Here is a 22,672-nt window from a genome sequence, read left to right as displayed (position 1 = left end):
ACAGCTCGATCTTGCCGCTGACGTCGCCGACCCGCTCCCAGTCCTCGGCTGCCGTACTGCTTCGCTTGACGTACGACAGGGGCCCCACCCGAGCCCTCACGGCGTAGGTCGATGGACGGATCACGGGGTCACCCCCGGACGGTGCGGGGCGCCCCGGCGGGACGGTGGACGGATCACGGGGCACCCCCCGGGGTCGGTGCGGTGCCCCTGGCGGGACGGTGGACGGATCACGGAGTCACCCCCGGGGCGGTACGGCCGTGCCCCCGGCGGGCCGGGCGCGGGACCTCCCCACGGCGCGGGCTCGAGGGTCACCCCTGGCCACCCCCGGCGCCGGGGGCGACCAGGCGACACGATGACGGGCGGCACGCAGGCGGGGACCCCGCGCCGAAGGCGCAGGGCGCGAACCGGTCGCCCCGCAACGCCGGCCGCACCGCGTGCTAGGGCGCGCCCGCGTGCAGGAAGCACGCGACCGACCGCCCCTCGCCGGAGGCGACGAGTGACGGGACGCGGACGCCGCACGGCTCGAAGGACTTGGCGCAGCGCGGGGAGAAGGCGCAGCCCCGAGGCATCGCCGCGAGGTCCGGGGGCGACCCCGGGATACCCGTGAGCTCGCGGCGCGGCCCCCGCAGCGCGGGGAAGCTGTGCAGCAGCCCGTCGCTGTACGGGTGCAACGCGGAGCCGTACAGCTCCGCGGCCGGCGCCTCCTCCACGATCCGCCCGCCGTACATGATCGCGATCCGGTCCGAGAACTCGACGAGCAGCGAGATGTCGTGCGTGATGAAGACGACCGCGAACCCGAGCCGCTCCCGCAGGGAGACCAGCTGCCGCAGGATCTGCCGCTGCATGACGACGTCGAGCGCCGTCGTGGGCTCGTCCATGATGACGACCTCCGGCTCCAGCGCGAGAGCCATCGCGATCATCACCCGCTGCCGCATCCCGCCGGACAGCTGGTGCGGGTACGCCCCCAGCCGGTCCACCGAGATGCCGACCATGGTCAGCAGCTCCTTGGCCCGCGCCGTCCGCGCCGCGCGCGACATGTCCGGCCGGTGCGCGGCGAGTACGTCGGTGAGCTGGGCGTGCACGGTGAGCACCGGGTTGAGCGAGTTCATCGCCCCCTGGAAGACGATGGACAGCTCCGCCCACCGGAACCGCCGCAGCTCCTGCGGCGACAGCGTCAGGATGTCCACCGGATCGCCCCCGCCGGCGGGCCGGTACCGCACCGACCCGCCCGCGATCACCCCCGGCGGCGGCAGCAGCCGCGTCACGGCGTACGCCAGCGTCGACTTGCCGCTGCCGCTCTCGCCCGCGAGCCCGAGCACCTCGCCGCGGTGCAGCACGAGGTCCACGTCGCGCACCGCGCGGACCGCGTCCCGGCCGATCCCGTAGTCCACGTTCAGCCCGCGGACCTCCAGCACAGCTTCCCGGCTCACGCCGCGTCCCCCTTCTCAGACTTCTCGGAATCCGCGGCCGCGTCCGCGCCCCGCACCACCGGCGTGAAGCCGACCCGCATCCGCACCCCGGACCGCGAGGCCACCCGCAGCCGGGGGTTGACGAACTCGTCGATGCCGAAGTTGATCAGGGCCAGCGACGTCCCGAGCAGCGCGATGCACAGCCCCGCCGGCACGAACCACCACCACGCGCCCTGGGCGAGGGCCTGGTTGCTCTGGGCCCAGAACAGGATGGTCCCCCAGTTCCAGTGGGAGATGTCCGCGACGCCGATGAACGCGAGCGTGATCTCGAGGCCCACGGCGAAGATGACGGTGCCGACGAACCCGGAGGCGATGACCGCCGTCAGGTTCGGCAGCACCTCGAAGACGATGATCCGCGGCGTCGACTCCCCCGTGGCCCGCGCCGCCTGCACATAGTCCCGGTTGCGGAGCGACAGCGTCTGCGCCCGCAGCACCCGCGCGCCCCAGGCCCACGCGGTGATCGCGATGACCAGCGCGATGGCCACGTCGCCCATGCCCTCGCCGAACGACGCGATGATGATGATCAGCGGCAGCGCGGGGATGACCAGGAAGACGTTGGACAGTGCGGACAGCACGTCGTCCGCGATCCCGCCCAGGAACCCCGCCGTCACGCCCACGAGCACCGACAGCACGGTGGCGACCCCGCCGGCGATCAGTCCGACCACCAGCACGCCCCGGGTGCCCACGAGCACCTGGGAGAAGATGTCCTCCCCGGTCTGGGTGGTCCCGAACCAGTGGTCCGCCGACGGCGACGCCATCAGCGCGTCGCTGGTCGCGGACGGGTCGTACGGGGCGACCCACGGCCCGATGACCGCGATGAGCAGGAAGAACCCGAGGATGCCCAGCCCGGTGGCGGTCTTGGGGTTGCGCAGGAAGCGGAACCGGACCGCCCCCTTCACGTCCGGCTCGGCGGCGTCCAGTACGCCGATCTCGGCAGCCTGTACGGCCATGAGGTCTCACGCCTCCCTTCGGGTTCGCGGGTCGAGGAGCAGATAGGCCAGGTCGGCCAGCATGTTCGCGGCCAGTACCGCGAGCGTGATGATCAGGAAGATGCCCTGCATCAGCGGGTAGTCCTTGGCGCCGACGGCCTGGAAGAGCATGTAGCCGATGCCGGGGTAGGAGAAGACGAGTTCGACGACCAGCGTGCCGCCGACGACGAAGCCGAGCGCCAGGGCGAAGCCGGACACCGAGGGCAGGATGGCGTTGCGGGCGGCGTAGGTGAACATCACCCGGCGCTCGGAGAGCCCCTTGGCCTGGGCGACCGTCACGTAGTCCTCGCTGGAGACGGTCACCATCATGTTCCGCATGCCGAGGATCCAGCCGGCGACCGCGCTGATCACGATGGTGATCGCGGGCAGCGCGGCGTGGTAGAGCGCGCTCTGGACGAAGTCCCAGTCCCATGACGGCACGAACGCGTCGGCGTAGCCGCCGGAGGCGGGGAAGACCGGCCACTCCACGGCGAGCACGGTGATCGCGATCAGCCCCAGCCAGAAGTACGGGATGGACGCGAAGAACGTCGTGACGGGCAGCAGGTTGTCCAGCCAGGATCCCCGCCGCCAGCCGGTGAAGATGCCGATCCCGGTGCCGAGGAGGAAGGCGATCAGCGTCGTCGCGCCGACCAGGGCCAGGGTCCAGGGCAGGGCCTGGCCGATCACCTCCGACACGTCGGTGGGGAAGAAGGTGAAGGACAGCCCCAGATCGCCGCTGAAGAGGTTGCCCCAGTAGTCGACGTACTGGCTCCACAGGCTCTGGTGCTTGTCCAGGCCGAACAGGGCGTTCAGCGAGGCGATCGCGTTGGAGTCGAGCTGCCCCTGGTAGCGGGCCAGCAGCGCCTGGACGGGGTCGCCCGGCATCAGCCGCGGGATGAGGAAGTTCACCGTGATCGCCACCCAGGCGGTGATCAGGTAGAACGCGGTGCGCTGGAGGACGTATCTCATGTCGCGGCCGCCTCCTTCACCGGCTCGGCCGGCCCGGCGGTCCCGTCGTACAGCCAGCACGCCGCCCAGTGGCCCGGGGTCTCCAGGTCGAAGCGCGGCGGGAGTTCGGTGCGGCAGCGCTCCATCGCCAGCGGGCAGCGGGGATGGAAGCGGCAGCCGTCCGGCGGGCTGATCAGCGACGGGGGCTCGCCCGTCGGCTCCTCGTCCGCGGGCTCCTCGCCGTCCTCGCCCGTGATCCGGTCCGGGTCGGGCGCCGAGGCGATCAGCAGCTGGGTGTACGGATGGGCGGGCGACTGGGTGACGGTCTCGCTGTCGCCGCCCTCCACCATCCGCCCCGCGTACATCACATGGGTCTCGTCCGCGAAGTAGCGGGCGGAGGCGATGTCGTGGGTGATGTAGAGGATCGCGAGGTCGAGGCGGTCCTTGAGGTCGTGCAGGAGGTTGAGCACACCGAGGCGGATCGAGACGTCCAGCATCGACACCGGCTCGTCCGCCAGCAGCACGGACGGGTCGGCGCCGAGCGCCCGGGCGATCGCGACGCGCTGTCGCTGACCGCCCGAGAGCTCGTGCGGGAACTTGTCGAGATAGCGGGTTGCCGGGGTGAGCTGCACCCGCTCCAGCAGGGCGGTGAGCGCCTCGTTCAGCTCCTGCTTGGTGGCGCCCGCCCGGCCGTGGATCTTCAGGGCGCGGGTGAGGTGGTAGCGCACCGTGTGCACCGGGTTCAGGGAGGCGAACGGGTCCTGGAATATCAGCTGGACCCGGCGGCAGTACGCCCGGAAGCGCCGCCCCCGGGCTGCCTTCACCGGCTTGCCCTCCAGCCGTATCTCGCCCGAGGTGAGCGGATAGAGCTGGGCCAGGAGCCGGGCCACGGTCGACTTGCCGGACCCGGACTCCCCGACCAGGGCGGTCACCCGCCCCCTGCGCAGCTCCAGCGTCACCCCGTCCACGGCGTGCACCGCGCGGGTGGTGCGGCCGAGCACGTCGCGTCCGGTGCGCCGGACCCGGAAGTGCTTGGTCACGTCCCGCGCCTCCAGCAGGACCGCGGCGCGGTCCTCCTCCCCCGCGCCCGCCGGGCGCGCGTCCTGCCTGACCGCAGGGCGCGCGTCCCGGGGGGCCGCGGAGCCGTCCTCGGGTGTCACCGCGGACTTCTCATCGTGCATGGTCGGTCTTCCGTCCCTTAAGGGGTCACGGTCAGTTGGCCGGCTTGAGGTGCATCACGACGTCCAGCGCGTTGTGCTGGGTCGGCTGCGGCGGGCCGTAGGGGTTCGACTCGTCGGGCCAGCCCACCCAGTTCTTGGTGGAGTACTCGGCACCGATCGGTCCGGCCGACGTCGGGGCGACGGGGACCTCCTCGACCATGATCCGCTGCAGCTCGTCCATGGCCGTCTTGCGGGCCGCCTCGTCCGTGGCGTTCGCGAAGTCCTCCAGCGCCTTGGTCGCGGCGTCGGACTGGAAGCGGCCGAAGTTGCCGCCGGGCGCGGCGGTGCCGACGGGCTGGTAGTGCTTGCCGCTCATGATGTGGTCGTAGGTGTCGTACGGCGTGGCGCCCGTGTTGGTCCAGTGCAGGGTGGCGTCGAACTTGCCCTCGTTGACGTTCTTGCTCCAGGCGTCCACGGTCTGCGTGGTGACCTTGGCCTCGATGCCGAGGTCCTTGACCGCGTCGCGGATCAGGGAGAGCCCGGTGAGGTAGTCGTTCCAGCCGGCCGGGTCGGTGAGCGTGAACTTCACCTGCTTGCCGGCGGGGTCGTACAGCTTGTCGCCCTTGGTGGTGTAGCCGGCGTCGGAGAGGACCTTCTTCGCGCCCTCGACGTCGACCTCGAGGTTCTTGCCCTTGTACGGGTCGGCGATGAACGCGTCGGCGGCGGGCAGCGGCAGACCGGTGACGTTCTCGATCTTCGGGTAGAGCTTCGCCTCGGCGACCGTGAAGATCTTCTCCCGGTCGATGACCATGTTGACGGCCTTGCGCAGCGCCACGTCCTTGAACGGCCCCTGGGCGGTGTTGAACCACACGCCGTGGATGCCGATGCCGCTGGGGAACCACAGCTTGTTGTTCTCGGGGTCCTTGGCGATGAACAGCTTCTCGTGGTTCGGCATGAACACGAAGCTCCACTCGCACTTGCCGCTCGCCAGCGCCGTGGTCTGCGCGTTGTTGTCGTTGTACGAGGTGTAGCGCAGCTCGGAGACCTTCGGCAGATCCTGCCAGTAGGTCTTGGTCCGGGTCAGCGTGATGGTCTGCGGGGTGAAGGTCTTCAGCGTGTACGGGCCCGAACCGACCGGCTTCTCGTTGGTGAAGGTGGTCGGGTCGGAGACCTTCTCCCAGATGTGCTTGGGCACGATGAAGTTGTCGATGATCTTCGCCTGGTTGACGTACTGCGACTGCTGGAAGGTCAGCTCGACGCTCTGGCCGTTGACGGTGATGCCGTCGTAGGCGATGCCGTCGGGGTTCAGCGCCGGGTACTTCTTCAGCAGCTCGAAGGTGTACGCCACGTCGTCCGGCGTCAGCTCCTTGCCGTCGGACCACTTCGGGCCCTTGCGGACGGTGAGGGTGAGCTTCTTGAAGTCCGGGGTCCACTCCCAGCCCTCGGCCAGCCAGGGCTTCGGCTTCTGGTCGGGGCGGATCATGTTCACCATGGCCAGCGGCTCGTAGATCATGTGCCGGTAGCCCAGCGAGGCGCCGGCGGACGTGCCCAGGAACGGGTTGGAGTTGTTGGCCTGGACGCCGTTGGGCATGCCCACGGTCAGGACGCCGGTGCCGGCGCCGGCCTTGTTGCCGCCGGCGCTGTCACTGCCGCTGCAGGCGCTCGCTGCCAGCGCGAGCGAGGCGGTCAGGGCTATGGCGGCGGTTGTGGTGCGTCGTCTGGGGTGCATCTCGGTGACTCCCTGGTGACGTACGGGGCGGTTTGCGGGTACGGGTGAGCGACTCCGGGCGGTGTCGCGTTTCGCTTGCGCGGTTGCGCGGAGTTCTGCGGTGCGGTGCGGTGCGCGTCGTGCGGCGGTGTGCTGTGGTCGGGTTCTGCGGCTGTGGCTGCGGTTCGGCTGCGCCCACCCGTGCCGCCCCAGCGGCACGACTGCCCGCAGCCTGCGGCGGGTCTGCCTGCGGCCCCGCGTCCGGCCCCTGCGAGGCCGGGTCAGACGCCTGCGGGGCGGGGGTCGACCTCTGTGGGGTCGGGTTCGGCGCCTGATTGGTCGGGTTCTGCGTCTGCCTGGGCCTGCGCCTGTGGGGCCGAGCCTCGGAGGACGAGGTGGGTCGGGAGGGTCAGGGGTTCGTCCGGCGGGGTGGTGCCGGTCAGTTGGGCGAGGAGCATCGATGCCGCCGATTCGCCCATTTCGCGCAGGGGCTGGTGGACCGTCGTCAGGGCCGGTTCCGTGTGGGCGGCCAGGGGGATGTCGTCGAAGCCGACCACCGCGATGTCCGACGGGACCGCGACGCCCTTGTCGCGCAGGGCGCGCAGCGCGCCGGCCGCGCTGAGGTCGTTGTGGGCGAAGACCGCGTCGAAGCGGACCCCCGCGGCCAGCGCCTCCTCGACCGCGCGCCGGCCGCCGTCCTCCGTGAAGTCGCCCTCGTACACGAGTTTCACCTGGCGGCCCGCGTCTTCGAAGGTTGAACGGAAGCCGACCAGGCGGTCCTGCACGCAGCCGAACCGGCCCGGTCCGGTGACGACGAGCGGCGCACTCCGCCCCGCGGCCAGCAGATGCCGCGCCGCGGCCGCCGCGCCGGCCCGGTTCGTCGTGGCCACGGACGGGAACTCCGGATGGTGCCCGCGGTCGTCGATCAGCACGACCGGCAGCCCCCGCCGGTGGAACGCGGTGATCGAGTCCAGGGTGTTCTCCGGTTCGATCACCAGCAGCCCGTCGAAGGCACGGGCCGAGACCTGCCCCGCGAACTGGGCCATCGACTCCTCACCGCGGTTCGCGGTGAACAGCAGCAGCCCGTAGCCGGCGGCCTCCACGGTGTCCACGACGCCCTGCAGCACCTCGCCCATCCACGGCCAGGTGAGCGAGGGCACGAGCATCCCCACCGTGCGGGTGTTGCCCCGGGCGAGCCCGACGGCCCGCGCGCTGGGCACGTAACCGAGTTCGGCGATGACCCGCCGCACCCGTTCCTGGGTGAGCGAGTCGACCTCGCCCTTGGCGTTCAGGACACGCGAGACGGTGGTCTTGCTGACCCCCGCGGCGCGGGCGACGTCCGCGATCGTCACGCGCATCCGTCCTCCTCGGCGTAAGGCACACAAAAGCGTGCGAAGGCGCGCGGCGACACCCCGCCGCAGGGGCCGTACCGGGCCCGGGACACCTGCCGTCACCGCACCTGGTACCGCTTCCGGAACCGGTACCGGGACCGGTTTCGAGGACGGAGTTAACTCCGCCGCAACAAGAGCGTCAATACTTCGCACCGAACTTCTGCGAGTTCCGGAACTGCGTTCAACTCTTGACGTCAACGACCAGCGGGAGTTCAGTGCAACACGAGCCGCACCATGCCCCACCCCCACCCGACCGCCTCCCCACGAAAGGCGATTCGAGCATGCGCAAGCGGACGTTGAGCGCGGTCACAGCCGCCGCTCTGGCCTTCTCGGGACTGGCCGCCCTGTCCAACGCCCCCACCGCCCACGCCGCGGCCGAGCCCGTGAGCGTCTGGCTGACCACCACCGACGACTCCGTCGGCCGCCACGTCACCCGCGGTCTGCAGCCCCAGTCACCCGTCGCGTTCACAGCCGGGAACGGCGGCAGCGGCGTGAACATCACCGTCGACGAGAACACCCGCTACCAGTCCTTCGTCGGCGGCGGCGCCTCCTTCACCGACACCACGGCGTGGCTGATGAACAGCAGCGGCGCCCTGACCCAGACCACCCGCGACGCCACCATGCGGGCGCTGTTCGACCCGGTGAACGGCATCGGGCTGAGCTTCGTACGCAATCCGCTGGGCGGCTCGGACCTGGCCCGCTTCCAGTACACCTTCGACGATCTCCCGGCCGGCCAGACCGACCCCTCGCTGTCGCAGTTCTCGATCGCACACGACCTGGCCGACGTACTGCCGCTGACGAAGCAGGCCCGGCAGCTCAACCCGCAGCTGAAGGTGATGGCCTCACCCTGGAGCTCGCCCGGCTGGATGAAGGACAACGGCAAGATCACCAACCGGGGCTGGCTGCAGTGGCAGTACTACCCGGCGTACGCCCAGTACTTCGTGAAGTACCTGCAGGCGTACGCGGCGCAGGGCGTGAACATCGACTACGTCTCCGTGCAGAACGAGCCGACGTGCTGCGGCACGGACGACACGAACTACGCGTCGATGAACTGGAACGGCTCCGGCCTGCTGGAGTTCACCAAGAACCACCTCTTCCCGGCCATGCGGAACGCCGGGATCTCCGGCACCAAGGTGCTGGCCCTGGACTACAACTGGGGCAACTACAACGACCTGGGCTCGACGGTCCTCGCCGACCCGGCCGTCCGCTCCGACCCGCTGTTCGGCGGTATCGCCTGGCACGGCTACGGCGGTGACGTCGGGCTGCAGACGACGATCCACAACCAGTACCCGTCTGTGGACGCCTTCGACACCGAGCACTCGGGCGGCACCTGGATCGCGAACCAGCAGCGCGAGGACATGCTCAACATCGTCGACTACACCCGCAACTGGGGCCGCACGGTGACCAAGTGGAGTCTGGGCGTCGACCAGAACATGGGTCCGCACAGCGGCGGCTGCGGCACCTGCACCGGGCTGATCACGGTGCACAACGGGGACGCACGCAGTGGCCAGGTCGACTACACGGTCGAGTACTACACGATGGGCCACCTCACGAAGTTCGTGAAGCCCGGCGCCGAGCGCATCTCCTCCACGGCCAGCTCGTCCGTGCCCAACGTGGCCTGGCGCAACCCGGACGGCTCGAAGGCCCTGATCGCCTACAACGACACGTCCTCGGCGCAGACCGTGCGGATCAACTGGGGCGGCCAGAACGTCGCGTACACCCTTCCCGTGAAGACCTCCGCGACCTTCACCTGGTCCGGCACCCAGTCCGGCGGGGGCGGCGGCCAGACCGGCCGGATCACGGGCCTGGCCGGCAAGTGCCTGGACGTGCAGGGCGCCAGCTCCGCCAACGGCACCCCCGTCCAGCTCTACGACTGCAACGGCACCGCCGCCCAGACCTGGACGGTGGGCACCGACGGCACGATCCGGGCGCTGGGCAAGTGCCTCGACGTGGCGGCCGGCTCGACGGCGAACGGCGCGAAGGTCCAGCTGTACGACTGCAACGGCACGGGCGCGCAGTCCTGGACGTACAACTCGACCTCGCACGACATCGTGAACGTCCCGGCGGACAAGTGCCTGGACGTCACGGGCAACAACTCCGCGAACGGCACGCCGACCCAGATCTGGTCCTGCACCGGTGCGGCGAACCAGAAGTGGACGCTGCAGACGTCGTGACCGAGGCGCCGGGCCCTTCGGGGCCCGGCCCGCAGACCGCCGGACCCGGGACCGCCCATCCTGCCCCCACCCCGCTGCGGGCGGCGCCCGGGTCCGGCGCCCACGCTCACCCGCGCGCGGCGCTCGGGTTCACGCCCGCGCCGCGCGCGCCCGCCGTACGCCCGTGGCCGCCGGCTCCGGCTGGGCCAGCACACCCTCGGTCAGCCGCCCCAGGACGCTGAGGAAGATCTCGCGCTCCGCCTCGGGGATGGCGCTCAGCACCTCCCCGTGCACCCGGTCGACGATCTCCTGCCCGCGCTCGGCCGTGTCCCGGCCGGTCGGCGTGACGTGGATGATCCGCGCCCGGCGGTCGGTGGTGGACGGGCGGCGCTCGGCGAGGCCCGCCTTCTCCAGCCGGTCGACGGTCGCGACCATCGTCGTCTTGTCGAGATGGGCGATCTCCGCCAGCTGGATCTGCGTCCGCTCCTCCTCGAGCGCGTGGATGAGCACGCACTGCTCGCGCTGCGAGATGCCGGCCTCGGCCAGGGCGGCGGTGAGCTTGGTGTTCAGCACATGGCCGGCGTGCATGAGATTGCCGGTCAGATCCAGTACGGCGCGGTTCGGCGCTCCTTCGGTCATACCACCAAGGTACCGCACGGGACGATCCGAAAACAGAAGGGACGACAAGAGATAGTCCGCTACCGGATTATCTGCTACGGTCATCCCATGACCGCAACCGACGGCATAGCGCCGACCACTGCTGCCTCCTCCCGCTGGCTGGCCCTGGCGATCCTCAGCGCCGGAGCGCTGATGATCATCCTCGACGGCAGCATCGTCACCGTCGCCCTGCCCGCCATCCAGCAGGACCTGGGCTTCTCCCCCGCCAATCTGACCTGGACGCTGAACGCGTACATGATCGCCTTCGGCGGTCTGCTGCTCCTGGCGGGACGGCTGGGCGACCTCGTCGGCCGTAAGAACGTCTTCGTCGCCGGACTCGCCCTCTTCACCCTCGCCTCCCTGCTCGGCGCGGCGGCCACGGAGCCGTGGATCCTCATCGCGGCCCGCTTCCTGCAGGGCGTCGGCGGCGCCCTGACCTCCGCCGTGGGCCTCGGCATGGTCGTCACGCTCTTCCCCGACCCGGCCGAACGCGCCAAGGCCATGGGTGTCTTCGCCTTCACCGGCGCCGCCGGCGCCTCCATCGGCCAGGTCCTCGGCGGGGTGCTCACCGACGCCCTGAGCTGGCACTGGATCTTCGCCATCAACCTGCCGATCGGCCTGGCCACCGCCCTCCTCGCGATCCGCGTCCTGCCCACCGACCGCGGCGCGGGCCTGCGGGCCGGCGCGGACACCCTCGGCGCCGCCCTGGTCACCGCCGGACTGATGCTCGGCGTCTACACGATCGTCAAGACCGAGGAGTACGGCTGGGCCTCCGCCCACACCCTGGCGCTGGGCGCCCTCTCCGTCCTGCTGATCGCCGCCTTCGTACGCCGCCAGTCCCGGGTCGCGAACCCGCTGCTCCCCCTGCACGTCTTCCGCTCCCGCAACGTCTCCGGGGCCAACGTCATCCAGCTCCTGGTCATCTCGGGGATGTTCGCCTTCCAGGTGATCGTCGCCCTGTACATGCAGCAGGTGCTGGGCTACAGCGCCATGAAGACCGGCCTGGCGATGCTCCCCGCGGCGCTGATGATCGGCGTCGTCTCCCTGGGCCTGGCCGCCCGGCTGATGAACCGCTTCGGTGAGCGCGCCGTCCTGCTGGCGGGCCTGGTCCTGCTGACGGCGGCCCTCGGCCTGCTGGTCCGTACGCCCTCGACGGACGCGGTCTTCGTCCGGGATCTGCTCCCCACGATGCTGCTGATCAGCGGCGGCGGCCTGGTGCTCCCGGCGATGATGACGCTCGGCATGTCGGGTGCCCGGCCGGACGACGCGGGCGTCGTCTCGGGCCTGTTCAACACGGGCCAGTCGATCGGCTCGGCGCTGGGCGTGGCCGTGCTGTCGACGCTGGCCGCGGGCCGCTCCGAGAACCTGCTGGCGGCGGGCGACGACCGGGCCGAGGCCCTGACCGGCGGCTTCCACCTGGCCTTCGGCATCGGTACGGCGCTGATCGTCGCGGCGGTGGTCCTGACCGTGACGGTCCTGAAGCCGGCCCCCGCGAACGACGCCCCCAAGACGGAGCCCGCCGCGGTCTGAGTGCGAAAGAGGCGCCCCCCGGCCGGAGTTCCCGGCCGGGGGGCGCCTCGCGTTCACCCGGGGTCGTCAGCCCCCGCAGTGGAACTTCGCGCCGCCCCACGAGGCGTGGTCGTTGCCGTTCCCGTCGCCGCCGTCACCGACGACCAGGTCGACGTACTTCGCCCCGCTGACGTCCGCTGTCAGGGACCAGCCCGCGTCGGTAGCCCGCAGGATCGGGCTCTGCACCTTGCGCGTACCGTCCGCCTCCACGCTGAACTGCACGGAGCCCCGCGTCGGCTGGGCGTCGTCGACGCCCACGGTCGCCGTGAACGAGGTGCACTGCGCGCCCAGGTAGTACCGGATCCGGGCCGGGGCGTGGCTGCCGATGCCCTTGGCGTACACCGTCCCCGCGATGGTGATCGGGGTGCCGTCACCGGCGGCCGTACCGCCGTTGGACATGTCCTTCTCCACCGGCCCCCAGCCGTTCTCCGCCGAGACCCAGTCCATGTCGCTGGTCCAGGTGTCGGTGGTCGGCGGCGGCTGCAGCGTCCGCACGGCCAGCGTCTGGTCGAGGGAGCGGGCCGCCCCGCCGACCGTGTACGCGCCGGCCACGGACAGCGTGTACGGCTTGTACGCGGCGTCCACCGGCGGGGTCACCGACCAGGTGGCGGTCGCCTTGCCGCCCGCGGCGACGTCGCCCAGCGAGACCCTGCCCGCCGGCTCGGCGGTCCAGCCGGCCGGGAGGGCCAGGTCGAGCGTGACGCCCGCGGCCTGCGCGGCCTCGTAGTTGCTGAAGACGGCCTTGACCTCGTTGGCCTGACCGGGCTCCAGCGCCGGCGGCGCGGACAGCGCGATGTTCGCGCAGGCCCGCGGCTCGGACGCGGGTCCGAGGTCCGTGACGGTGAAGTCGTCCAGCACGAGGTCCGCGTTGTCCGGCGCGTCGGACCGCTTGCGCAGACCGACCCAGGTGTCACCGCAGCCGGCCGTGACCGTCTCGGTGAAGTGGGCGGTGGTGCGCTGCTGGCCGACCGGGGTCAGCCGCGTCTCGACCGACTCGGGCTTGCCGCCCGCGATCTGGTCGTAGCCGGTGACCCACTCGTACGCGCCGGCGTGCGAGGACTGGTAGTCGTACTCCACCTTGTACGCGCGGCCGTCCTTCATCGGCACGGTCCACGGCGCGGTGCGGTACACCAGACCCGCGTTCTCGTCGTGCGCCTTCAGCGTCTCGGCGCCGCCGATGACGTCGTCGATCAGCTTGTTGTTCCAGCCCGCCTGGGTGTACGGGGCGTTGAGCTGGGCGATATGGGTGCGCGGGTCGGTGGAGCCGCCGGCGCCGCCCTTCACGAACGGGCCCCAGCCCTGGTCGACGTCCTCGAAGTCGTCGAAGACGAGGGCGCCGGCCTTCGTGGCGGGCGCGTTGCGCACGATGCGTACGTCGTCGGCGCGGACCTTCGCGGAGCTGCCGGCCGCCGCCTCCAGGCGCAGGGTGAGGGCGCCGTCGGACGGGGCGGTGAAGTTGAGCTTCACCCGCTGGAAGTAGGTGTCGTGCTTCTCGTCCGCCGCCACCTTGTTGAGGAGCGTGGAGCGGTCGAGGCTCACCTTGGCGTCCAGCTGCCTGCCGTTGACGGACAGCGTGGTGGTGCGCTCCTTGCCGGGCTCGATCTCGACGTTCACCGAGGCCGTGTAGCGCTTGCCGGCCTCCAGGCCGGTGATCCGCTGCTCCAGCGCGGCGGCGTCGTTGCCGCTGAGGACGGCGGTGCGGCGGCCCTGGTTGTCGGTGTCGTTGGCGACGGCGCCGGTCTTGTCCCAGGTGTCCAGGCCCTCGTCGTTGAAGCCGGGGTCGGAGACCTTGGAGCCCTCGCCCCACTGCGGGTCCACCGCGGCGGGCGTGGTGTTCACCGGGTACAGCACGTACGGCCTGCCCGCCTCGGCGGTGAGTGTGATCTTCCCGCCGGACGGCTTGACGGTGCCGACGCGCTTGCGGCCGTTGTCGGTCAGCTCGTAGACCTCGAACTGGCCGGCGGAGGCGTAGTCGGCGGGCACGGTCCAGGTGGTGCGGCCGCCCTTGTCGTTGTAGTGGTAGAGCTTGTCGGCACTCGCCGCGTCGCCCCAGCCCTTCTTCCACGGCAGCAGGTACGCCTCGCCGTCGAGGACCTTCGCGTCACCGGCGTAGAAGGTCCGCTTGCCGTTCTCCTCCAGGGCGCGGACGCCGCCGGTGAAGTCGACGCTGTCGGCGTCCCAGTCGGTGATGGCGTAGTGCTGCAGGTACTTGGCGGGCAGGTTGTTCTGCCAGATGTTCTTGTAGAAGACGTTCCAGTTCGTCTCGCCGGTCCAGCCCTCGAACTCCTCGATCCGGGCGTTGCCCAGCAGCGGGTGGCTGTTCCAGACGTCCTTCTCGCCGTTGCGGATGAACCGGATGATCTGCGAGTTCAGACCCTTGTTGGTGGCGCCGCCGTAGTTGACGTCGTTCGCCCAGTGCGACCACAGCGAGGCGTGCTCGAACTTGTCGGCCCACTCGGTGCCGACGTTCCAGCCCTGCCGCTGCACGGCCTGGATCGTCTTGTCGGCGATCCAGCCGTGGGTGTAGTAGACGTCGATGTAGAGGAACGACAGGTTCGGGTCGGCCTCGTCGCGCAGCTGCTGGAAGCGGTCCGCGAGCCGGCCGCTGTTGATGTCGTAGCGCTGGTTGATGTAGTAGCTCTGGTTGAGCCAGTTCCAGCCGGGCGAGTTCTTGTTGACGAGGTTCTCGTCGAAGTTGTGCGCCTCGGGGTACGACTCGGTGGCGTTGACGTGTACGCCGAACGTGGCGCCCCACTGCTTGCCCTGCTTCGCCAGGGTGTTGAGGTCGGCGAGACCGCCGGCGCGCTTGTTGTAGTTGCCGCCGTAGTCGGGGTGGGCGGAGTCGTGCCCCTCGGAGCCGTAGCCCTTGAGGACCGCCCGCTGGCCGAGCCCGTCGGTCGCCAGGGAGATCCGCTTGACGTCGTCCAGGGTGCGCAGGAAGGGGTGCGTGGCCTGGCTGGCGAAGTTGAACGGGATGTGGGTGATCACCTGGTTCGCGGTGTCGTCGCCGCCGGGTGCCTGGATGCCGATGCCGCGGAACGCGACCGCGCCGTCCTGCCAGTCGACGGCGCCGTCGCCGTTGGCGTCGGGCGTGACGACGACCTTCGCCCAGGGCAGGTCGGCGCCGCTCTCCGGCTGCGGGGCGCCGTCGCCGCGGTAGGTCCACTGGCCGGACCAGACACCGACGCGGACGGTGCCGTCGGCCGCCTTGCGGGCCTGGTGCCAGAAGCGGGCGTCGTCGCCGCCGGTGGCGCCGCTGGGCTTGTCGTACGACGAGTTGGACTCGACGGCCGCGGCCAGCTGCCCGGTGTTGACGATGGCGTACGAGGCGCCGACCGGGTTCGCCTCGGCCGCCGTGCTCCCGGTGACCTTGCCGAACACGTCGGCGGTCGTGGTGGAGTTCGGGTCCAGCCGGGTGAACGCCGTCTCGGCGCTCTGGTCCGTGCTGGCCACGGAGACCAGGTCGTGGCCGGGGATGTCGATGGTGTGCACGCGGAAGGCGTCCGTGTCGCGGACGGCGTCGACCTTGAAGGTCGTCGTACGGCCGGAGACGGCGAGGTGCGCGTCGATCTCGACACCGGGGAGGGCGGGGAAGGTCAGCGTGTAGCGGGCGGTGTCCCCGGTGAGCTCCGGAGCGCCCGCGAGCTGTACGTCGTACGCCTTGCCGTCCAGCGTCACCTTCGTGACGGCGGCGGTGCTGCCGGCCAGTGAGGCGCCGGTGCCGAGGTCGGTGTACGACACGACGCGGGGGAAGTCCGAGGCCACCTCGACCGACAGCCGGTCGGAGGAGATCACGCCGCCCTGCACCCCGTCGGCGGCGGCCGACGGGAGCGCGGGCAGCCCCATGGTCATGACGGCGGCGACAGCGCACGCCGTAGCGAATCTTCGTGACATGCGCCCTGACTATCCGCGCCGCCGAAGGACCGTCAACGGATCGGTCCCCTCCGGAGCCGGGCAGTCCAAGTGCCCGGCTCCGGAAGTCCAAGCGGGTCAGCAGCCGCCGCAGTTGTAGTACAGGACGTCCCAGTGGTTGCCCTCGTCGGCGTAGATGTTGCCGGCGCCGGACTTCCACTGCGGGGCGCCGTCGCCGCGCAGGCCGATGTAGCTGAAGTTGTTCTTGATGTAGTTCCCGACGCAGGTGTACTTGCTGTAGTCCAGCTTGTAGCCGTTCCAGTGGCTGTACGTGCCGCTGGCGTGGCCGGTCTCGGTGCCGCCGGTGATGTTCAGCGCGCAGCCGCTGGCCTGCTTCAGGGTGACGGCGCCCTGGGCCGTGGCGAGGTTCAACTGCTCGAAGGACGTACAGGTGGAGTTGTAGCGGTCGGAGCAGCCGCCGGAGGAGGACCAGGTGATCCCCGCGTTGCGGAACATCGTGGTCGCCTGGGAGTGGGTGATCTTCGTGACGGCGTGCGCGGGGGTGGCGGTGGTGAGCGAGACGCCGAGCAGGGAGAGGAGGAGAGCGAGGACCGAGGTGAGGGACTTCCATCTGATCGTCATGTCCCTGGATTGTTCGGATCGCGGGCTCACACGCCAGAGCGCCACTCCTCCGCGATTGGTCTACGCCGGTCCCGCAACCGCCGTGCAACCGGCGGAGGTTCAGGAGCCGCAGCGGACGGAGGTGATAAGTCCGTGCTCGTCGAAGGCCACCTGCGCCGGGGGACCGCCGTTGACCCATACCGTCCAGCCGGCCCCGGCCGGGGTCTCCGCGATCCACACATGCGGCAGGATCCCGCCGCACAGCCCCGCGAAGTCCGGACCGCGCAGCACCGCCGCCGTGGCGTACTGGGCCTCCAGCGCCCGGGCCGCCTCGACGTCGACCTCGTCCTCCGCCCGGCCGCCCGCGTCGCCGATCACGGTCAGTCCGCCGAAGTACGGGCCCAGCGCGTCGTCGCCCGCGGTGTCGGTGCTCGGCGAGCAGCGCACCCCGGCCACCCTGCCGTCGTCCGTCAGGACGAACGCCGCGTCCACCCGCCTGCGCGTGCCGTCGTACATGGTCACGGCTTCGTGCGAGCCGAGGACGAACCCGTCGGCGGGGCCGCCGCAGGTGACCCCCAGCCCGTCCGCTCCCCAGACACGCGTGTACGCCGCCCGGTCCGCGAACAGGCCGGCGACCTCCGCCGGCCGGACCAGGGGCCGCAGCCGGGCGATCCGGTACCGCACGGCGGCCTCCAGCAGGGCGCGTACGGCCTCGGAGCCGTCCAGCGGCTCGCGCGCGACGGGCGTCGGCGTCGAATCCACCGCGGGCAGCGGGCGCGGCTCCTCGCGCGCTCCGGCCCCCGGCAGCAGCACCGCGAGCACCGCGACGGCCACGCCCACGGCCGCGACGGTGAAGGCCGCCGCCGACCGGCGGGTACGGCGCCGCGCGGCCCGCACCATCTCCTGCGGCCGGTACGCCGGCACCGGCTCGGTGCGCGCGAACTCCGCGAGCGCGGCGCTCAGTTCCGCCTCGACGTCGAAGCCTCCCGGCCGGTTCACGCCGCACCCCCGAAGTCCGGCCGGAGCACGTCCGCGTCGTCGCGCGCCGCCTCCCGCAGCTTGGCCAGCCCGCGCGCCGCCTGGGAGCGCACCGTCGCCGGGGCGACGCCCATGAGGTCGGCGATCGACTCGTCCGGCATATCGTCGAAGTACCGCAGGACGAGCACCGCCCTCATCCCGGCGGGCAGCCGCCGCAGCGCGCGCAGCAGTTCGTCCCGCTGGGCGATGCGGCCCGCCGGATCGTCGACGGGCGGCGCGGGATCGGCCCGCAGCGGCAGCGGCTCGGCGCGCCGGGACTGGCGCCGCCAGCCGTCCCGGGCCAGATTGACGAGCATCCGCCGCGCGTACGCCTCCGGCGCGTCCGCGGCGGCCACCTTCCGCCACTGCCGGCACACCTTCTCCAGCGTGGCCTGCACCAGGTCGTCGGCCCGGTCCCGGTCGCCGGTCAGCAGCAGCGCCGTACGGAAGAGCGCCGCGGACCGCGCGTGCACGAACACCGTGAAGTCCTCGGCGTCAGCGGCCCGCATCGGGCGCCCTCCGCCGTGCCGCCTGCGCCACAGGCCCTCCCCCGTCTCGACGTCACCCATCCAGACGGGGCGGGGGCCGTGCCCGCTGCAGGCGTCACCGAACCGTTACCGCGCGGCGTCCGCCGGTTCGACGCCCGCCCGCAGCAGACCGTAGGCGTACGCGTCGTCCAGCGCCTGCCACGACGCGGCGATGATGTTGTCGCCGACACCGACCGTGGACCACTCGGTGCGGCCGTCGCTGGTGGTGACGAGCACCCGGGTGGTGGACTCCGTGCCGTGCGTGCCCTCCAGGATGCGGACCTTGTAGTCGACCAGCTCGAAGCCCGCCAGCTGCGGGTACAGACGCTCCAGCGCCACCTTGAGGGCCCGGTCGAGGGCGTGCACCGGACCGTTGCCCTCGGCGGTGGCGATGATCCGCTCGCCCTTGGCCCAGAGCTTCACGGTGGCCTCGATGGCGTGCGTGCCGTCCGGCCGGTACTCGGTGATGGCGCGCCAGGACTCCGTACGGAAGTACCGCAGCGGCTGGCGCGCGACCTCCTCCCGCAGAAGGAGCTCAAAGGAGGCGTCGGCCGCCTCGTACGTGTAGCCGTTGAGCTCCGCCTGCTTGACCCGGTCCACCACCCGGCCGACCAGCTCGCGGTCGCCGCCGAGGTCGACGCCCAGCTCCTTGCCCTTCAGCTCGACCGAGGCGCGGCCGGCCATGTCGGACACCAGCATCCGCATGGTGTTGCCGACGAGTTCGGGGGCGATGTGCTGGTAGAGGTCGGGGTCCACCTTGATCGCGGAGGCGTGCAGGCCGGCCTTGTGGGCGAAGGCGGAGACGCCGACGTACGGCTGGTGCGTGGAGGGCGTGAGGTTGACGACCTCGGCGACGGCGTGCGAGATGCGGGTCATCTCCTGCAGCGCGCCGGGCGGCAGCACGCGGCGGTCGTACTTCAGCTCCAGGGCCGCGACGACCGGGAAGAGGTTCGCGTTGCCGACGCGCTCGCCGTAGCCGTTGGCCGTGCACTGCACGTGCGTGGCGCCCGCGTCCACCGCGGCGAGGGTGTTGGCCACCGCGCAGCCGGTGTCGTCCTGGGCGTGGATGCCCAGGCGCGCGCCGGTGTCGGCGAGCACCTCGGAGACCACGGCGTGTACGCCGGCGGGCAGCATGCCGCCGTTGGTGTCGCACAGCACGACGACGTCCGCGCCCGCCCCGGACGCCGCGCGGACGACGTCCTTGGCGTACTGCGGGTTGGCCTTGAAGCCGTCGAAGAAGTGCTCGCAGTCGACGAAGACCCGGCGGCCCTGCCCGCGCAGGAAGGCGACCGTGTCGCGGATCATCGCGAGGTTCTCGTCGAGCGTGGTGCGCAGCGCCAGCTCCACATGGCGGTCGTGGGACTTGGCGACCAGGCAGACCACCGGCGCCTTGGACTCCAGCAGCGCGGCGACCTGCGGGTCGTCCTCGACCGCGACACCCGCCTTGCGGGTGGAGCCGAAGGCCACCAGCCGGGCGTGCCGGAAGTCGATCTCGTCCGTCGCCCGGCGGAAGAACTCGGTGTCCCGGGGTACGGCGCCGGGCCAGCCGCCCTCGATGAAGCCGACTCCGAACTCGTCCAGATGGCGGGCGATGGTGAGCTTGTCCGCCACGGTGAGGTTGATGCCTTCACGCTGTGCTCCGTCGCGCAGCGTGGTGTCGAAGACGTGGAAGGTGTCGTCCGGTTGCTCGTGGGTGGCGTTCATGTCGGGCTCCAAACAGGGCTACTGCGTCCGTCGAGGCTGGTCCGCATCCCAGGCCCCCGCCTGCTTCGTCCGCCGGTGACGGTAGGCCGGTAAACGAAAAGACCCCTCGCTGGTCGCGAGAGGTCTGCGCGCGGGTCTGGGACACGGTGTCCACCTGCCGTACGGGGTGGGTACGGGCCTGGCGGTCACTGCGGACCGGCGCGCCTGCTGCCAATAATCGTGGCGAAGGGCACGGGCGCAGTCTTGCACATCTCACCGCGACCGGCTTCCGCGTCTCAGGATGCGGAAGCCGGGGCCGCGTGGAGCGACCCCGGCTTCGGCTTCGGCTTCGGTGGCGCTCAGCCCAGCGGGTGCATCCAGCCGTGGGGGTCCGCGGCCTGGCCCGTCTGGACGTCCAGCAGGGCCTTGCGCAGCTGGGCGGTGATCGGGCCCGTGCCGCCGTCGCCGACCGTCCAGGACGCGCGCGTCGACTTCACCGAGCCGACCGGGGTGATCACCGCGGCCGTACCGCAGGCGAAGACCTCGGAGATCGCGCCGTCGGCGTTGCCCTGCTCCCACTCCTCCTTGGAGATCCGGCGCTCCGCCGTCTGGTAGCCGAGGTCGGAGGCGATCCGCAGCAGCGAGTCGCGGGTGATGCCCGGCAGCAGCGTGCCCGTCAGCTCCGGCGTGACGATGGTGGCGTCCTGGCCCGTCCCCTCGACGAAGTACAGGTTCATGCCGCCCATCTCCTCGATCCAGCGGCGCTCGATGGCGTCCAGCCAGACCACCTGGTCGCAGCCCTGCTCGGCGGCCTGCGCCTGGGCGACGAGGGACGCGGCGTAGTTGCCCGCGCACTTGGCCTCGCCGGTGCCGCCGGGCGCGGCGCGCACGTACTCCTCGGAGAGCCAGACGGAGACGGGCTTGACGCCCTTGGCGAAGTACGCGCCGGCCGGGGAGGCGATCACGATGAACAGGTACTCGTTGGCGGGGCGCACTCCGAGGCCGACCTCGGAGGCGAACATGAACGGCCGCAGGTACAGGGACGTCTCGCCGCCGCTGGGCACCCACGCCTCGTCCTGCTTGACCAGCGCGTCGATCGCCGCGATGAACGTCTCGACCGGCAGCTCCGGCATCGCCAGCCGGCGCGCGGAGCGCTGGAAGCGCTCGGCGTTCGCCTGCGGACGGAAGGTGGCGACCGTCCCGTCGGGCTGGCGGTAGGCCTTCAGGCCCTCGAAGATCGACTGCGCGTAGTGCAGGGTGGCGTTCGCCGGGTCGATGGACAGCGGCGCGTACGGCTGGAGCTGCGCGTCGTGCCAGCCCCGCCCTTCCGTCCACTTGATGGTGACCATGTGGTCGGTGAAGTGCCGTCCGAACCCGGGGTTGGCGAGGATCGCCTCGCGCTCCGCGGCGGGCAGCGGATGGGAGGAGGGCTTCAGCTCGATCGCGGTCGTCATAGTCAGGTGTCCTTCACCGTTGCGTCTGTGGCGGACCGCGCCCCAGTACTAGGACGTCCGAGCTTTCCCTCGTACCGCGGCCCCACCTCGATTATCTACCGGGGTGGGGCGCGCGGGAAAAGCGGGTGGCGCGGCCCGTGGGTCATCGTCGCACTGACTGCCGGGTAGCGGCAGGGTCAGCTCAGCCGGGCTTTAGCAGGCCTGACCGTCCGGGCGGCTGTGATTGCGAGGGTTTCCCGGCGGTCAGCCGGCTACTCGCGCGGCGAGCGCGTCGCCGATCTCGTCCGTCGTACGCGGGGCCGCGGCGTCGCGCTCGGCGAGGTCGGCGGCGACCGCCCCCTCGATCCGCACGGCGCGGTCCTCATACCCGAGGTGGCGCAGCAGCAGGGCGACCGAGAGGATCGCGGCCGTCGGGTCGGCCTTGCCGGTGCCGGCGATGTCCGGGGCCGAGCCGTGGACCGGCTCGAACATCGACGGGAAGGCGCCGTCCGGGTTGATGTTGCCGGAGGCGGCGAGCCCGATACCGCCGGTGACGGCGGCGGCGAGGTCGGTCAGGATGTCGCCGAAGAGGTTGTCGGTGACGATCACGTCGAACCGGGCCGGGTCGTTCACGAGGAAGATCGTGGCGGCGTCGACGTGCAGGTAGTCCGTGGTGACCTCGGGGTACTCGGCGGCCACCCGGTCGAAGATGTTCTTCCACATGTGGCCGGCGTAGACGAGCACGTTGTTCTTGTGGACGAGCGTGAGCTTCCTGCGCGGGCGGGCGTTCGCCTGCTCGAAGGCGTAGCGCACGACGCGCTCCACGCCGTAGGCGGTGTTCACGCTGACCTCGGTGGCGACCTCGGCCGGGGTGCCGGTGCGCAGGGAGCCGCCGTTGCCGGTGTACGGGCCCTCGGTGCCCTCACGCACCACGACGAAGTCGATGTCGGGGCGGCCGGCCAGCGGGGTCGGGGTGTTCGGGAAGAGCTTCGACGGGCGCAGGTTGACGTAGTGGTCGAAGGCGAAGCGCAGCTTGAGCAGCAGGCCGCGCTCCAGGACGCCGGACGGCACCGACGGGTCGCCGATGGCGCCCAGCAGGATGGCGTCGTGGTCCTTCAGCCGCTCCAGTTCGGCGTCCGGGAGGGTCTCTCCCGTGGCGTGCCAGCGCTGCGCGCCGAGATCGTAGGTCTCGGTCTCCAGCTTCACGTCCTGGGGCAAGACGGCGGAGAGGACCTTGAGGCCCTGGGCGACGACCTCCTTGCCGATGCCGTCACCGGGGATCACTGCGAGCCGAATACGCTGAGACATGGTCGGAACCTTACGCCTCCGTCCATGGGTTGACATCCGCTGTCCGCGATTCGGACACCGTCCCTCGTACGAACGTGCCGGGCGCAACCCCTGCGCACCCCCGTACCTCCCGGGGTCCGGGGCGGGGTCGCCGCCGATCAGGGGAGGGAGAACCCCAGGTCAGCGCAGTGGCCGTCTCACATAGTAGGAAGCCCGAGTATTTGGCGAG

Annotated in this window: 15 protein-coding genes and 1 pseudogene; 2 read left to right on the top strand and 14 right to left on the bottom strand. The window is 71.1% G+C overall.

The genetic code is table 11. The features are described from left to right. Positions 1–437: 437 nt before the first annotated feature. The 6 genes and pseudogenes from AB0M28_RS18815 to AB0M28_RS18790 form a co-directional block, all read right to left on the bottom strand. Positions 438–1,430 (bottom strand): ABC transporter ATP-binding protein, encoded by a 993-nt coding sequence (locus AB0M28_RS18815; protein WP_365405631.1) that lies wholly within the window; start codon positions 1,428–1,430, stop codon positions 438–440. Continuing rightward, positions 1,427–2,419: an ABC transporter permease gene (locus tag AB0M28_RS18810; RefSeq protein ID WP_365405628.1), complete on the bottom strand. Its 993-nt coding sequence runs from the start codon at positions 2,417–2,419 to the stop codon at positions 1,427–1,429. Before AB0M28_RS18810 ends, AB0M28_RS18815 begins: the two co-directional genes overlap by 4 nt. A 6-nt stretch (positions 2,420–2,425) precedes the next feature. Continuing rightward, positions 2,426–3,406, bottom strand: a complete 981-nt coding sequence (locus AB0M28_RS18805) for an ABC transporter permease (RefSeq protein WP_365405625.1) — start codon at positions 3,404–3,406, stop codon at positions 2,426–2,428. Continuing rightward, positions 3,403–4,566: an ABC transporter ATP-binding protein gene (locus tag AB0M28_RS18800; protein ID WP_365405622.1), complete on the bottom strand. Its 1,164-nt coding sequence runs from the start codon at positions 4,564–4,566 to the stop codon at positions 3,403–3,405. The genes AB0M28_RS18805 and AB0M28_RS18800 overlap by 4 nt, the downstream gene beginning before the upstream one ends. Before the next feature lie 31 nt (positions 4,567–4,597). Then, positions 4,598–6,274, bottom strand: a complete 1,677-nt coding sequence (locus tag AB0M28_RS18795; RefSeq protein ID WP_365405619.1) for an ABC transporter substrate-binding protein — start codon at positions 6,272–6,274, stop codon at positions 4,598–4,600. Positions 6,275–6,624: 350 nt separating this feature from the next. Beyond that, a pseudogene (locus tag AB0M28_RS18790) lies at positions 6,625–7,611 on the bottom strand (LacI family DNA-binding transcriptional regulator); the annotation flags it as partial. Between the two features lie 314 nt (positions 7,612–7,925). Here AB0M28_RS18790 and AB0M28_RS18785 point away from each other — a divergent pair. Then, positions 7,926–9,818: a lectin gene (locus tag AB0M28_RS18785; protein WP_365405616.1), complete on the top strand. Its 1,893-nt coding sequence runs from the start codon at positions 7,926–7,928 to the stop codon at positions 9,816–9,818. A 129-nt stretch (positions 9,819–9,947) separates the two neighbouring features. Here the strand turns inward: AB0M28_RS18785 and AB0M28_RS18780 are convergent, their stop codons facing one another. Then, complete coding sequence (locus AB0M28_RS18780) at positions 9,948–10,436, bottom strand: MarR family transcriptional regulator (protein ID WP_365405613.1); 489 nt, start codon at positions 10,434–10,436, stop codon at positions 9,948–9,950. Positions 10,437–10,523: 87 nt separating this feature from the next. Here AB0M28_RS18780 and AB0M28_RS18775 point away from each other — a divergent pair, with 87 nt between their 5' ends. Continuing rightward, positions 10,524–11,984, top strand: a complete 1,461-nt coding sequence (locus AB0M28_RS18775) for a DHA2 family efflux MFS transporter permease subunit (RefSeq protein WP_365405610.1) — start codon at positions 10,524–10,526, stop codon at positions 11,982–11,984. Positions 11,985–12,050: 66 nt separating this feature from the next. Here the strand turns inward: AB0M28_RS18775 and AB0M28_RS18770 are convergent, their stop codons facing one another. The 7 genes from AB0M28_RS18770 to AB0M28_RS18740 all read right to left on the bottom strand — a co-directional run bounded on the left by AB0M28_RS18770 (position 12,051) and on the right by AB0M28_RS18740 (position 22,464). Continuing rightward, positions 12,051–15,917: an endo-alpha-N-acetylgalactosaminidase family protein gene (locus AB0M28_RS18770; RefSeq protein WP_365405607.1), complete on the bottom strand. Its 3,867-nt coding sequence runs from the start codon at positions 15,915–15,917 to the stop codon at positions 12,051–12,053. Positions 15,918–16,013: 96 nt separating this feature from the next. Beyond that, a complete protein-coding gene (locus AB0M28_RS18765) occupies positions 16,014–16,517 on the bottom strand; it encodes a hypothetical protein (RefSeq protein WP_365405604.1) in 504 nt (167 codons plus the stop codon). Positions 16,518–16,616: 99 nt separating this feature from the next. Continuing rightward, positions 16,617–17,495 carry a hypothetical protein gene (locus AB0M28_RS18760; RefSeq protein ID WP_365405601.1) on the bottom strand — a complete coding sequence of 293 codons (879 nt, stop codon included), beginning with the start codon at positions 17,493–17,495 and terminating at the stop codon, positions 16,617–16,619. Continuing rightward, complete coding sequence (locus AB0M28_RS18755) at positions 17,492–18,022, bottom strand: SigE family RNA polymerase sigma factor (protein WP_365405598.1); 531 nt, start codon at positions 18,020–18,022, stop codon at positions 17,492–17,494. Before AB0M28_RS18755 ends, AB0M28_RS18760 begins: the two co-directional genes overlap by 4 nt. Before the next feature lie 105 nt (positions 18,023–18,127). After that, positions 18,128–19,744 carry a citramalate synthase gene (cimA, locus tag AB0M28_RS18750; protein ID WP_365405594.1) on the bottom strand — a complete coding sequence of 539 codons (1,617 nt, stop codon included), beginning with the start codon at positions 19,742–19,744 and terminating at the stop codon, positions 18,128–18,130. A 338-nt stretch (positions 19,745–20,082) separates the two neighbouring features. Then, the gene (locus AB0M28_RS18745; RefSeq protein ID WP_365405591.1) at positions 20,083–21,177 is read right to left on the bottom strand and encodes a branched-chain amino acid aminotransferase; all 1,095 of its coding nucleotides are present in this window, start codon (positions 21,175–21,177) and stop codon (positions 20,083–20,085) included. A 243-nt stretch (positions 21,178–21,420) separates the two neighbouring features. After that, a complete protein-coding gene (locus AB0M28_RS18740; protein ID WP_365405588.1) occupies positions 21,421–22,464 on the bottom strand; it encodes a 3-isopropylmalate dehydrogenase in 1,044 nt (347 codons plus the stop codon). Positions 22,465–22,672: the final 208 nt, after the last annotated feature.

Source organism: Streptomyces sp. NPDC051940, from assembly GCF_040680895.1.
In the GTDB taxonomy this organism is placed as follows: domain Bacteria; phylum Actinomycetota; class Actinomycetes; order Streptomycetales; family Streptomycetaceae; genus Streptomyces.
The sequence above is the reverse complement of the archived record's forward strand: the minus strand, read 5'-3'. Positions and strand labels throughout refer to the sequence as shown.

Excerpts from the sequence above, each read along its gene's own strand:
- AB0M28_RS18765 (WP_365405604.1), bottom strand. The coding sequence starts at position 16,517 with ATGACGATCAGATGGAAGTCCCTCACCTCGGTCCTCGCTCTCCTCCTC.
- AB0M28_RS18740 (WP_365405588.1), bottom strand. The coding sequence starts at position 22,464 with ATGTCTCAGCGTATTCGGCTCGCAGTGATCCCCGGTGACGGCATCGGC.
- AB0M28_RS18810 (WP_365405628.1), bottom strand. The coding sequence starts at position 2,419 with ATGGCCGTACAGGCTGCCGAGATCGGCGTACTGGACGCCGCCGAGCCG.
- AB0M28_RS18785 (WP_365405616.1), top strand. The coding sequence starts at position 7,926 with ATGCGCAAGCGGACGTTGAGCGCGGTCACAGCCGCCGCTCTGGCCTTC.
- AB0M28_RS18805 (WP_365405625.1), bottom strand. The coding sequence starts at position 3,406 with ATGAGATACGTCCTCCAGCGCACCGCGTTCTACCTGATCACCGCCTGG.
- AB0M28_RS18795 (WP_365405619.1), bottom strand. The coding sequence starts at position 6,274 with ATGCACCCCAGACGACGCACCACAACCGCCGCCATAGCCCTGACCGCC.
- AB0M28_RS18755 (WP_365405598.1), bottom strand. The coding sequence starts at position 18,022 with ATGCGGGCCGCTGACGCCGAGGACTTCACGGTGTTCGTGCACGCGCGG.
- AB0M28_RS18775 (WP_365405610.1), top strand. The coding sequence starts at position 10,524 with ATGACCGCAACCGACGGCATAGCGCCGACCACTGCTGCCTCCTCCCGC.
- AB0M28_RS18770 (WP_365405607.1), bottom strand. The coding sequence starts at position 15,917 with ATGTCACGAAGATTCGCTACGGCGTGCGCTGTCGCCGCCGTCATGACC.
- AB0M28_RS18780 (WP_365405613.1), bottom strand. The coding sequence starts at position 10,436 with ATGACCGAAGGAGCGCCGAACCGCGCCGTACTGGATCTGACCGGCAAT.
- AB0M28_RS18800 (WP_365405622.1), bottom strand. The coding sequence starts at position 4,566 with ATGCACGATGAGAAGTCCGCGGTGACACCCGAGGACGGCTCCGCGGCC.
- AB0M28_RS18745 (WP_365405591.1), bottom strand. The coding sequence starts at position 21,177 with ATGACGACCGCGATCGAGCTGAAGCCCTCCTCCCATCCGCTGCCCGCC.
- cimA (WP_365405594.1), bottom strand. The coding sequence starts at position 19,744 with ATGAACGCCACCCACGAGCAACCGGACGACACCTTCCACGTCTTCGAC.